9 protein-coding genes are annotated in these 11,808 nt (G+C 61.3%); 2 read left to right on the top strand and 7 right to left on the bottom strand.

The annotated features are described in order from the left end of the window. Positions 1–2 precede the first annotated feature (2 nt). The 4 genes from CRO46_RS18850 to hmgA form a co-directional block, all read right to left on the bottom strand. On the bottom strand, positions 3–1,610 hold the full coding sequence (locus CRO46_RS18850; RefSeq protein WP_097109341.1) for an FAD-dependent oxidoreductase: 1,608 nt from the start codon (positions 1,608–1,610) through the stop codon (positions 3–5). Positions 1,611–1,659: 49 nt separating this feature from the next. After that, positions 1,660–2,610, bottom strand: a complete 951-nt coding sequence (locus CRO46_RS18855) for an MBL fold metallo-hydrolase (protein WP_097109342.1) — start codon at positions 2,608–2,610, stop codon at positions 1,660–1,662. Between the two features lie 9 nt (positions 2,611–2,619). Next, positions 2,620–3,630, bottom strand: a complete 1,011-nt coding sequence (locus tag CRO46_RS18860) for a fumarylacetoacetate hydrolase family protein (RefSeq protein ID WP_097109343.1) — start codon at positions 3,628–3,630, stop codon at positions 2,620–2,622. Positions 3,631–3,801: 171 nt separating this feature from the next. Beyond that, positions 3,802–5,133, bottom strand: a complete 1,332-nt coding sequence (gene hmgA / locus CRO46_RS18865) for a homogentisate 1,2-dioxygenase (RefSeq protein WP_097109344.1) — start codon at positions 5,131–5,133, stop codon at positions 3,802–3,804. Between the two features lie 292 nt (positions 5,134–5,425). On the opposite strand from hmgA, the gene CRO46_RS18870 reads away from it, so the two are divergent. Continuing rightward, positions 5,426–5,842: a hypothetical protein gene (locus CRO46_RS18870; RefSeq protein WP_097109345.1), complete on the top strand. Its 417-nt coding sequence runs from the start codon at positions 5,426–5,428 to the stop codon at positions 5,840–5,842. Positions 5,843–6,270: 428 nt separating this feature from the next. Further along, the gene (locus tag CRO46_RS18875) at positions 6,271–8,610 is read left to right on the top strand and encodes a methyl-accepting chemotaxis protein (RefSeq protein WP_097109346.1); all 2,340 of its coding nucleotides are present in this window, start codon (positions 6,271–6,273) and stop codon (positions 8,608–8,610) included. Positions 8,611–8,698: 88 nt separating this feature from the next. On the opposite strand, the gene mmsB is transcribed toward CRO46_RS18875, so the two are convergent. From mmsB to CRO46_RS18890, 3 genes are read right to left on the bottom strand one after another with little or no spacing between them, the layout of a single operon-like run. Then, positions 8,699–9,553 (bottom strand): 3-hydroxyisobutyrate dehydrogenase, encoded by an 855-nt coding sequence (gene mmsB, locus CRO46_RS18880; protein WP_097109347.1) that lies wholly within the window; start codon positions 9,551–9,553, stop codon positions 8,699–8,701. A gap of 45 nt (positions 9,554–9,598) precedes the next feature. Next, positions 9,599–10,621 (bottom strand): enoyl-CoA hydratase/isomerase family protein, encoded by a 1,023-nt coding sequence (locus CRO46_RS18885; protein WP_097109348.1) that lies wholly within the window; start codon positions 10,619–10,621, stop codon positions 9,599–9,601. Further along, the gene (locus tag CRO46_RS18890) at positions 10,618–11,766 is read right to left on the bottom strand and encodes an acyl-CoA dehydrogenase family protein (protein ID WP_097109349.1); all 1,149 of its coding nucleotides are present in this window, start codon (positions 11,764–11,766) and stop codon (positions 10,618–10,620) included. Before CRO46_RS18890 ends, CRO46_RS18885 begins: the two co-directional genes overlap by 4 nt. Positions 11,767–11,808 lie beyond the last annotated feature (42 nt).

Consider the following 11,808-nt stretch of genomic DNA (forward strand, 5'->3'; position numbering starts at 1 on the left):
GTCTATCGCCCCATGGCCTTGCCTAGTGCTGCCTTCACTGCGGCCGCGTCGTAATGGTCCCAACGTGCCGCCACATGCTGATCCGGACGCACCAGATAGACCCCTGCCGCAGCATTCCCGAGATAGCGTTGCCGAAGATAGCCATCATGATCGTCGCTCGTGGAAAGAGCGAGCCTCTGGCATGCTACACCGTCGACGGACACCGTATCCGGCGCCTCGGCGTCAATCGTCAGCAGATGGAAAGCCGAACCCAGCCGGTCGAGCAGCCAGCCGCCGGGCACCGGCGCATCCACCATCGGCGATCCGGGCCTTGTGCGCTCGGGCATCGCGGCGCAATCAGGGCCGTTGAGCGGCGAGCCGTCATAGGTGCACGGCACCGACAGCCGGCCCGAATTGACCATCGGCCGAGTCGCCTCGTAGCGTTCGGAGAGGTCGAGCACCGCATCGCGGAAGATCCTGCTGATCTCCGATTTCGGCGTGATGAAATCGGTCGAGCGCGAGGAGTTGAGAATGTTTTCATCCGCGCCATGCACCCGCTCGGCATCGTAGCTGTCAAGCAAAGTAAGCGGTGACTTACCATCCATGATCAATCTGAGCTTCCATGCCAAATTGTCGGCGTCCTGAAGCCCGGAATTGGCGCCTCGCGCCCCGAAGGGTGAAACCTGGTGCGCCGAGTCCCCTGCAAACAGCACCCGCCCTTCGCGGAACCGCTCCATGCGGCGGCACTGGAAGGTGTAGATCGAGCTCCATTCGAGCTGGTAGCTGATCTCGTCGCCCAGCATTGCCTTGAGCCGCCGGTCGATGTTTTCCGGCTTGAGCTCCTTCTCGCGATCGATGTCCCAGCCAAGCTGGAAATCGATGCGCCAGACATTATCGGGCTGCTTGTGCAGGAGCGCCGACTGGCCCCGGTTGAAGGGCGGGTCGAACCAGAACCATCTCTCCGTCGGAAAGTCGGCTTCCATCACCACGTCGGCAATCAGGAAATTGTCCTCGAACACCCTGCCGGTGAATTCGAGCCCCAGCAGCGTCCGGATCGGTGACGCCGCACCGTCGCAGGCAACCACCCATTCAGCCGAGATCCGGTACGGCCCGTCCGGGGTGTCGATGGTCAACTCCGCGCCGCTTTCGTCCTGGCTGACATCAAGCACCTTCGAGCCGCCGCGCAGCTCGATCGGCTTGCCCTCGGCCTGGAGTTCGCGCACCCGGTCAACCAGATACTGCTCGAGATAATATTGCTGTAGATTGATGAAGGCCGGACGCTTGTGCCCCTGTTCGGTCAACAGGTTGAAGTCGAACACCTGCCGTTTGTCGAAAAACACCTTGCCGAGATTCCAGACCACGCCCTTGTCGACCATCGGGTCGCCGCAGCCCAGCCGGTCGAGGATTTCAAGCGGCCGCTTGGCAAAGCAGATCGCCCGCGAGCCCCAGCTCACCTTGTCGTTCTCGTCGACAACGACAACCGGCACATCTTGCATCGCAAGATCGACCGCCAGCGCAAGCCCCACCGGCCCGGCGCCGACCACCACCACCTTGTGGCGCACCGGTGCCCTGGCATCCTGGTCCGGCGAACGCTGATAGGGATACAGCGGAACCTCGAAGATCTTGCTCATACCACCTCCCGAAAAAGGAGCGGCTTTATCGGCCGCTCCTCCAGACGTTTCAGCCTTGCAGCTGCGCCCACATTTCCGCGTCGCGCTTGGCGGTCCAGATCCGTGGCGTGTCGATGTCGAGCGCTTCGTCATAGGCCCGGGCCACGTTGAACGGCAGGCAGTGCTCATAGATCGCGTAGTCCGAGAATTTCGGGTCGCACTCCGCCCGGCATGCATCCCAGGCTTCCTTCAGCGATCCTCCGCGCAACGCAACCTGGGCCACCGGCCGGTAGGTCGACCGGACAAAATCGCTCGTTGAATCAAGGGCGGCATTGACCATAGCCTTGCCTGTCAACGCATCGCCTCTCCCCGGCGCAATCGCATCGACGTCGAAGGACCGGATCTTTTCAACCGTTGCCGGCCAGTCGTGGAAATGCCCGTCGCCGCAATAGCAGGCGGAGTGATACTCGACGATATCACCGGTGAACATGACGTTTTCATCCGGCACGTAAGCCACGATATCACCGGCCGTATGGGCACGGCCGAGGAACATCAGGTCGACCCGGCGCTTGCCGAGATAGACCGACATCCGCTTGTTGAATGTCGTTGTCGGCCAGGTCAGGCCGGGAATAGAGTCGTGCCCCTGGAACAGCCGGGGGAAACGCTCGAATTCCGAATCCCAGTCTTCCTGGCCGCGTTCGGCGACCATTGACCGGGCCTTCTCGCTCATGATGATCTGCTGCGCGCCATAGGCGGATGCGCCGAGAACGCGGACTGCGTGATAATGCGTCAGCACAAGATGCGTGATCGGCTTGTCGGTGATTGACCGCACCTTCTCGATGACCTTGTTGGCCAGTCGCGGCGTCGCCTGGGCCTCGATGATCATCACGCTGTCATCGCCGATGATGACGCCGGAGTTGGGGTCGCCTTCGGCGGTAAATGCCCAAAGATCACGGCCGATCTCGGTGAACGAGATCTTCTTTTCCGCCATGTCGCCGGCGGATGCGAATTGCTTGCTCATTAAGAAGTCCTAAGCTTTTTCAACAGTTTGTTCGATTGCGCCAAAGATCGAATGTCCATCGGCATCTTTCATTTCAATGCGAATCGTGTCGCCGAAACGCATGAAAGGCGTCGATGGCTTGCCCGACTTGATGGTTTCGATCATCCGGATCTCGGCAATGCAGGAATAGCCCGCGCCGCCCTCGCTCACCGGCTTGCCCGGGTCTCCGTCGGGGCCCTTGTTGGACACGGTGCCCGAACCGATAATGGTGCCGGCACACAGAGGACGGGTCTTGGCTGCATGTGCGATCAGTTGCGGAAAATCGAAGGTCATGTCGACCCCGGCATTGGCGCGTCCGAAAGGTTCGCCATTCAGATCCACCTCGAGCGGCAGGCTCAGCTTGCCGCCGTCCCAGGCGTCGCCCAGCTCGTCGGGTGTTACCGTCACCGGCGAGAACGCCGAAGACGGCTTGGCCTGAAAGAACCCGAACCCCTTGCCGAGTTCCGCTGGAATCAGGCCGCGCAGACTGACATCATTGACCAGCATCACCAGCGAGATTGCCTCGCGGCAGGTGTCGATATCCGCACCCATCGGCACATCTCCGACGATGACAGCCACTTCACCCTCGCAATCGATGCCCCAGGCTTCGTCCGCCATCCGGATCGGGCCGCGCGGCGCCAGGAAAGAATCGGAGCCGCCCTGGTACATCAGCGGATCCTCCCAGAAACTCGCAGGCATTTCCGCGCCGCGCGCCTTGCGCACCAGTTCAACATGATTGACATAGGCAGATCCGTCGGCCCACTGGTAGGCTCTGGGCAGCGGCGACAGCGCGTCACGCTCGTGAAACCGCTCGGTTGGTTCGGCGCCGGTCTCGAGCATCGCCGCCACATCTCGAAGCCTCGGACCGACATGCTGCCAGTCGTCAAGTGCTGCCTGCAGCGTCCGCGCAATGTGCGGTACACCGGTGGCGCGGGTGAGATCACGCGAAACGACGACAAGACGTCCGTCTCGGCTGCCGTCACGAAGTGTGGCTAGTTTCATCCAATTTTCCTCTGTGGTTTGTCCGACGGACTTGAAGATCCAGCCCGCCTCTCCCTGTTTATTCTATCTGAACCCGGCATTCTTGCCCTCGCGTTCAAAATTGCCGCTCGGCCCGGCCACGCCTGACTTGCCATCCGGCTCGGCGTGGGTCCGGTGCCGTTCGGCCGATGTCTACTTGCCGCCCAACCAGCCGCCGGCTTCCGGCGTGCCGTCGAACTTGCGTTCAAGCCCCTCCCAGCAATTGACGTAACTGGTCTGAAGCGTATCAAGCTCGGCTGCATAACGCGTGACCATCTGCGGAAACCTGGTTTCGAACATGAACGCCATCGTGTCCGACAGCTTGACCGGTTTCAGGTCCACCGTCGAGGCCTTTTCGAAGGCGTCGTGATCCGGCCCGTGCGGCATCATCATGTTGTGCAGGCTTATCCCGCCCGGCACGAATCCCTCTTCCTTGGCATCATACTGCCCCTGGATCAGGCCCATGAATTCGCTCATGATATTCCGGTGATACCAGGGCGGACGGAACGAGTGCTCGGCCACCATCCAGCGCGGCGGGAAGATGACGAAATCGATGTTCGCGGTCCCCGCCTCGCCCGATGGCGCCGTCAACACAGTGAAGATTGACGGGTCCGGATGGTCGAAGCCGATCGCGCCTACCGGCGAATAGGTTCTCAGGTCATATTTGTAAGGTGCGTAATTGCCGTGCCAGGCCACCACGTCGAGCGGCGAGTGATCAATGGCGGTGACATGGAAGACACCGCACCACTTGATGTGCACCAGGCAGTCGGTTTCCTTGTCTTCATAGGCTGCCACCGGGGTCTTGAAGTCGCGCGGATTGGCCAGACAGTTGGCGCCGATCGGGCCGCGCTCGGGAAGCGTGAATTTTGCGCCGTAGTTCTCGCAGACATACCCGCGAGCCCGCTCGACGCCTTCTCCGCGCATCACCTTGAACATCATGCCGCGTGGCAGTACGGCGATTTCCAGTGGCCCCACTTCGATGAGGCCCATCTCGGTGAAGATCGTCAAGGCGCCTTCTTGCGGTACGATCAACAACTCGCCGTCGGCATCGAAGAAGTAGTCGTCCTCCATGTCGGCCGTCAGCGCATAGACATGCGTCGCCATGCCCACCTGTCCGACCACATCACCGGCAGTGGTGATGGTGCGCATCGAATCAAGAAAGTTCACCTTCCCTTCAGGATAGGGCAGCGGATCCCAGCGGCGTTGGCCGAGGGAAAGAATATCCGGCTCGTTGCGCGGCGCCGACAGCCAGTGCGGCCGTTCGACGATCCGAAAATCGTTGGTATGGCGTACCGTGGGGCGGATCCGGTACAGCCAGGAGCGTTCATTGGTGCCGCGCGGCGCGGTGAACGGAGAGCCGGACAGCTGCTCGGCATAGAGTCCGTACGCGCAACGCTGTGGCGAATTCTGGCCCTGTGGCAAAGCGCCCGGCAAGCTTTCCGTTTCAAAGTCGTTTCCAAAACCCGGCATATAGGCAAGCGACATTGGAGCACTCCGATATGTGATTGAATCCTGGCCGCATAAAATCAGTTGTAAATGTAACTATCAACAGTACCATTTGCGATAGTGCGAAAGACCGTAACGTGGCGTCTCCAGTCGGCGATTGTGACTAGCGGGCGCTTCCTGATAGTGTCTACGCGCACTGAAATCTGAGATACGGAGCCCATCAGTGAGTCTGGAAGCCGAGATAAGAGACTGGGACCAGAAGCCTGCGAAGGCGATCACGGAAATTCACGCCACCCATGCGGCGAAGCCGGATCTCATTGACCAATAGCTCGTGCTGGCAGGCAAACCCGAGCTCGAAACCGGCGCCACCTGGTTGCTCAAGCATCAGCTGGAACACAACCATGCGAAGCTCGATAAGCCACAGACGCGCAAACTGATTGGCTTGCTCCCGGAGCTGTCAGGCTGGGAGGCCCGGCTGCATTGTCTCCAGGTCTTCCCTGATGTCGACCTGCCGCGCGATGCTGGCGATGTGATCCTGGGTTTCGTGCTTGCCTGCAGCAGGGACGACAACAAGTTCGTCCGCGCCTGGGCCTATACCGGCTTGCACCAGCTTGCCCTTGCTCATCCAGAATACCGTGATCAGGCGCGTGTGGCTCTCGAGACCGCCCAGGAGAGCGAAACCGCTGCCTCGGTGAAAGTACGCCTGCGGCGCGCGCTCAAACAGGGCTTTCCGTCCGCGGGTGGATAACATCAGCTGACGCTTGACCGGCATTCACTTCAGCCGCTCGATCATGACTGACCGATCTCGACCTGTGCCTATATCTGCAGCCAGGTAGATGACGAGCCCGATACTCGTACACCGGTCGGCGTTCGTAGAAAAACATCGCGAGCGCGTCGGAACGTGAAGAGCAAAATAAGTGTCCTTGCAGGGTTCATGGTCTGAAAACGGACTTTTCGACGTGGAAAACGACACCGTCTTTCGCCAGTGCAGATAATCTCGGTAAGGCACCAATTTGATTCATGCTTTAGCAATCTTGTGGGCGCAAAGGATAAATTCGAGGCCGGTAGTTCCTGACTACGATTTGTGACCAGGCCCGCCATGTCCATGATGGATCCTTCAACTCTCTTGGTTCGCATCCCTCTCCATGCGGATGCCCATTCTTAAGGACAAGTCGCATGATCGGCTTCACCAACAGATCCCTCTCTACCAAACTCATTGCGGTGGCGGGCGCGACAGTCGCGTCTGTCCTCCTCATCTCCAACTATGTCCTGATATCGAGCAGCCAGCAACGCGTCGAAGCGCTGGTGTTCGAGCAGGCCCAGGTCGAAGCAAAATCCATTGCTGCCGATATCGCCGGCGAAATCGGTGGCCTTGCGACCGCCGCCGCCACCATGGCATCGATCACCGGAAGCGGTCACAATGCAGGGGACCTCAACCGCACGGCGATCATGAACCTGGTCAAGGCCACCATGCAGACCCACGAGATGGCCTTCGGCGCCTGGTTTGCTGAAGCCGAGAACCAGTTCGATGGCCGGCAAGCAGACTATATCGACAACAAGGAAATGGCCGGCAACAGCAAGGGCACTTTCAGCCCCTACTGGACCAAGACCGAATCCGGCAACATCCATTTCTCCACATTCGACATCGATCCAGCCGACGCCTGGTTCGCAATGTCGGCGACCAGTGGCAAGGGTGCCATCACGCCGCCATACATGGCCGAGGCGACTGCGGTTCCGACCACTCTGAGCTCCATTACCTATCCGGTCAAATCCGGCGAAAAACTTATCGGCGTTACCGGAATCGACGTTTCGCTGGCCTCGCTTTCGTCAAAGCTTGAGAAAATGAGGCCGTTCGACACCGGCCGCGTCATGCTGGTATCGCAAAACAGCAAATGGCTGGTCGGCCCCTCGCCGGAAGCGATGATGACCGACTTTGATGCCGACGGGAAGGCAGAACTTCAGGCCGCACTGGATCGTGGTGTATCGAGCACTATCCGCGACCTTGCCGACCAGAACGGCGCCACGATTCACCGTTTCGTCTATCCTTTTGAGCTTCCCGGTGTAAACGCAAGCTGGGTGGTTCTGGTCGATGTCCCCGAAGCTGCCATTGCAGGCCCGGTCATGCAGCAGACCTTCATGATGCTGATCGGGGGTCTGATTGTGCTCGGAGCCGTGCTGCTCGGCCTGTCCGTCTCGGTCAACCGCATGGTCAAGCGTCCGCTTGACGGATTGGTTGCCGATGTTGCGGTTCTCAGCAAGGGTGAGTACGGCAAACCGATCAGCGGTCAGGCAAGCTCCGATGAAACCGGTGCAGTTGCCCGTGCGCTCGAAGGCTTCCGTCATCGTCTTGCGGAATCCGATGAGCTCGAAACCCGGGCGGCAGCGGATCGCCAGACCGTCGAACGTGAGCGGGAAGCAAGCGAAGGCGAGCGCGCCAAGTCTGCCGCACTGCAGAAGCGTATCGTGACCCGCCTCGGCGCCGGTCTGTCGCGTCTGTCGGCCGGTGACATGACCCACCGGATCACCGAAGAGTTTCCCGGCGAATATGCGCAGCTGCGTGAGGATTTCAATTCCGCCATGCAGAGCCTCGAGCAGACCCTCAAGACGATCAATGCATCGGTGGTCAATATCACTTCCGGCACCGGCGAGATGAGCACAGCTGCCAACGACCTTTCGTCACGCACCGAGAGGCAGGCAGCAAGCCTGGAAGAGACCGCTGCTGCGCTGGATCAACTGACCTCCCAGGTCAATGCCAGTGCGGAAAACGCCAAATCGGCAGCCCAGGCGGTCGAAGACACCAATGAAAGCACGACCCAGTCTGGTGTCGTGGTGGAAAAGGCCGTTCAAGCAATGACCGCCATCGAGCAGTCCTCCCGTGAAGTCAGCCGCATTATCGGCGTGATCGATGAAATCGCGTTCCAGACCAACCTTCTCGCACTCAATGCCGGCGTCGAAGCAGCGCGTGCCGGTGAAGCCGGCCGCGGATTTGCCGTGGTTGCACAGGAAGTGCGGGAACTCGCTCAGCGCTCGGCTGCGGCCGCAAAGGAAATCGCCACCCTGATCAAGACGTCTGCCAGCCAGGTGGATCAGGGTGTCGAGTATGTCGGCCAGACCGGCGAAGCGCTCAAGGGCATTTCCTCGCAAGTCGTCAAGATCAACAGCCTGATCCGCGACATCTCCCAATCGGCGTCCGAACAGGCTGTCGGCATCAAGGAGATCAACGCGGCCATCAACCAGATGGACCAGGTGACGCAGCAGAACGCGGCAATGGTGGAAGAAACCACAGCCGCCAGCATGGCGCTCAACAACGAAGCCAATGTCCTGGGCGAACTCGTCTCCAATTTCCGGGTGTCCGGAAACGGGGCTGTATCGGAGCTCGGCGCAATGGCGGCACGGATGCGCAGCAAGGACCAGGCCCCTGCCCCGGCGGCGCCGAAAGCGCCCACCAGAGCGCCAGCCAGCGTGCGCTCCGGCGGAAGCGTTGCCGCAGCCGCTGCCGACTGGAGCGAGTTCTGAGCCGCAGGTGCGAGACATCGCCATCGATCAGAAAAAGGGGCCTTCGGGCCCCTTCTTTGCTTATGACATCGAAGCAGGCTGGAGAGCTCTATTTCAGCTTTTCGATCATCGCCGAGAAATCGCGGCCCTTGCCTTCTCCGGCAACGAACCCGTCATAGAGTTCCGTGGCCCGCGCGCCCATCGGCGTCTGGGCCGACACGCTCTCCGCGGCCTGCTGGCTGAGCTTCAGGTCCTTGAGCATCAGCTCGGCGGCAAAGCCGGGCTTGTAGCCATTGTCGGCCGGGCTTTGCGGTCCGACGCCGGGCACCGGGCAATAGGTGTTGACCGACCAGCAGGACCCCGACGATGTCGAAACCACGTCAAACAGGCTCTGCGCCGACAGTCCCAGCTTCTCGGCCAGCGCGAAGGCTTCGCAGGCGCCGATCATCGAAATCCCGAGCAGCATGTTGTTGCAGATCTTTGCCGATTGTCCGGCACCCGCAGCGCCGCAATGTACTGCCTTCTGACCCATGATCTCGAACAGCGGTGCGGCACGCGAAAAGGCTTCGTCGCTGCCGCCGGCCATGAAGGTCAGGGTTCCGGCTGCCGCCCCGCCAACGCCGCCCGACACAGGCGCATCGACCGACAGTAGCCCGTTTGCCGCCGCCAGCTCATGCGCCGCACGGGCGCTGTCGACATCTACGGTCGAGCAATCGATGAAGACCGAGCCTTTTGAACCCGCAGCCACAATCTCGGCATAGACCGAGCGCAGGATCTCGCCATTGGGCAGCATGGTGATCACCGCGTCCTGACCGCTGGCTGCTTCCGCTGCGGACCCTGCATTGGCGGCCCCTTCGACGGTGACGCCCGCGACATCGAAGCCTGTGACTTCATGCCCGGCCTTGATCAGGTTCGCCGCCATCGGCGCCCCCATGTTTCCCAGTCCGATAAATCCGATCTTCATGACGTCCTCCCAAACTCCATTCGCAAAACCGAGCGCGTGCCGCGACTAGAACCCGATATCGCCGCCGGGCGGTTCCGCCAGCATCGCTGCCACGGTCTCGGCGCTCACATCCCCGATGCCGGCATGGCGCCAGCGCGGGGTCCGGTCCTTGTCGATGATCGCCGCGCGGATGCCCTCGACAAAATCGCCTTCCGAGGCGCTGCGCGAGGTGAACCGGTATTCCTGCTGCAAGGCCGAGCGGATCTCATCGCTTTCACGCGCCCGCCGCACCAGTTCGATGGTGCAGTTCGTCGACAGTGGCGATCCGGCGCGAATGGTCTTGGCCGTCGCCTGCCCCCAGTCATCATCCGGTAAAGACGCCAGAATATCGCTGAGCGTATCGGCAGCGAAATGCGCATCCACCTGTTCCCGCGTCGCCATCAGCGGGCCATCCTCGGGATCGCGCGCCAGTGCCGTAACCGCGGACCAGTCACCGGTCTCGATCAGCGTTTCCGTGAGCCCCCGCCATTCGGCTTCGGGAATGAAATAGTCGGCAAAGCCTGCAAGGATCGCGTCCGACGCGTTCATGCGGTAGCCGCTGACGCCGAGATACTCGCCCAGCCGCCCCGGCGCCCGTGCCAGCAGCAGGCTGCCGCCGACATCGGGCACCAGCCCGACGGCGCATTCAGGCATCGCGATTTTCGAACTTTCGCCCACCACCCTGTGCGAGCCATGTAGCGACACACCGACACCGCCGCCCATGGTGAAGCCCTGGCACAGCGCGATATAGGGTTTCGGGTAGCCGGCAATCTTGGCATTGAGCCGGTACTCGTCGCGCCAGAAGTTCCGGCCGGCGTCAAAATCGCCTTTCGAGGCCGTGTCATACATGAATTGCAAATCGCCACCGGCGGAAAAGGCCTTGTGCCCCTCGGCGTCGATCAGCACGCAGGCCACCTCATCATCCTCGCGCCACTCATCAAGCGCGGCCTCGATCGCCAGCACCATCTCGTAGGTGACGGCATTGAGGGCTTCGGGCCGCTGGAGCGTGATCTGGCCGATCCGCCCGATCTTGCGGATGCGGATGCTCATGCGGCCCGCTCCGAAAGCAGCGCCCGCGAGACGATCAGCCGCATGATCTCGTTGGTGCCCTCAAGGATCTGATGCACCCTGAGATCGCGCACGATCTTCTCGACACCGTAATCGGCCAGATAGCCATAGCCGCCATGCAGTTGCAGCGCGTCGTTGGCCACCTTGAACGCCGTGTCGGTGACGAACCGCTTGGCCATGGCGCAATATTTGGTCGCGTCCGGCGTCTTGCGGTCGAGCTTGTTCGCTGCCTGGCGCAGGAAGATGCGCGCCGCCTGCATTTCGGTTTCCATGTCGGCGAGCCGGAACTGCAGCGCCTGAAACTGGTCGATGGTTTTGCCGAAAGCCTGGCGTTCGCCCATATAAACAAGTGTCTTGTCGAGCGCCGACTGCGCGCCGCCAAGCGCCGAGGCCGCGATGTTGAGCCGCCCGCCGTCCAGCCCGCTCATCGCGTAGCGGAACCCCGCGCCCTCTTCGCCGAGCAGGTTTTCCGCCGGGATCACGCAATCATCGAACTGCACCTGCGAGGTCGGCTGCGATCGCCAGCCCATCTTGTCCTCCGGCGCACCGAAGGACAGCCCCGGCGTGCCGGTCTCGACGACCACCGCAGATATCCCTTTTGGCCCGTCGGCACCGGTCCGTGTCATCACCAGATAGAGATCGGAAAATCCGCCACCGGAGATGAACGCCTTGGTGCCATTGAGCTTGTAGCCGTCATTGGTCCGGTCCGCCCGGGTCCTGAGTGCCGAAGCGTCAGAGCCGGAACCGGGTTCGGTCAGGCAATAAGACGCGATCTTGCGCATGCTGATGAGATCGGGCAGCAGCCGCTCCTTCATCTCCTGCGAGCCGTAGGACGAGATCATCCAGGTGCACATGTTGTGGATCGACAGGAATGAGGCCACCGACGGACAGGCCATCGACAGGGCCTCGAACACCAATGTGGCGTCGAGCCGGGTCAGCCCCGACCCTCCGTCTTCTTCCGGCACATAGATCGCAGCCAGCCCGAGGGCTGCCGCTTCCTCCAGCACTTCGCGCGGGATCGCCTCTTCCTTCTCCCATTTGGCCGCGAACGGCGCAATCTTTTCGGCACCAAACTCCCGCGCCATGTCAAAGATCGCCTGCTGTTCTTCGTTCAGCTCAAAGTCCATGCCGTTTCCGCCTCCTTATCCGGGAAATGCCTGCCGCTCGTT

It is taken from the genome of Parahoeflea halophila (genome assembly GCF_900220985.1).
In the GTDB taxonomy this organism is placed as follows: domain Bacteria; phylum Pseudomonadota; class Alphaproteobacteria; order Rhizobiales; family Rhizobiaceae; genus Hoeflea; species Hoeflea halophila.

Bases quoted from the DNA above. Each gene is read 5' to 3' on its own strand.
- CRO46_RS18850 (WP_097109341.1), bottom strand. From the start codon at position 1,610: ATGAGCAAGATCTTCGAGGTTCCGCTGTATCCCTATCAGCGTTCGCCG.
- CRO46_RS18855 (WP_097109342.1), bottom strand. From the start codon at position 2,610: ATGAGCAAGCAATTCGCATCCGCCGGCGACATGGCGGAAAAGAAGATC.
- CRO46_RS18860 (WP_097109343.1), bottom strand. From the start codon at position 3,630: ATGAAACTAGCCACACTTCGTGACGGCAGCCGAGACGGACGTCTTGTC.
- hmgA (WP_097109344.1), bottom strand. From the start codon at position 5,133: ATGTCGCTTGCCTATATGCCGGGTTTTGGAAACGACTTTGAAACGGAA.
- CRO46_RS18875 (WP_097109346.1), top strand. From the start codon at position 6,271: ATGATCGGCTTCACCAACAGATCCCTCTCTACCAAACTCATTGCGGTG.
- mmsB (WP_097109347.1), bottom strand. From the start codon at position 9,553: ATGAAGATCGGATTTATCGGACTGGGAAACATGGGGGCGCCGATGGCG.
- CRO46_RS18885 (WP_097109348.1), bottom strand. From the start codon at position 10,621: ATGAGCATCCGCATCCGCAAGATCGGGCGGATCGGCCAGATCACGCTC.
- CRO46_RS18890 (WP_097109349.1), bottom strand. From the start codon at position 11,766: ATGGACTTTGAGCTGAACGAAGAACAGCAGGCGATCTTTGACATGGCG.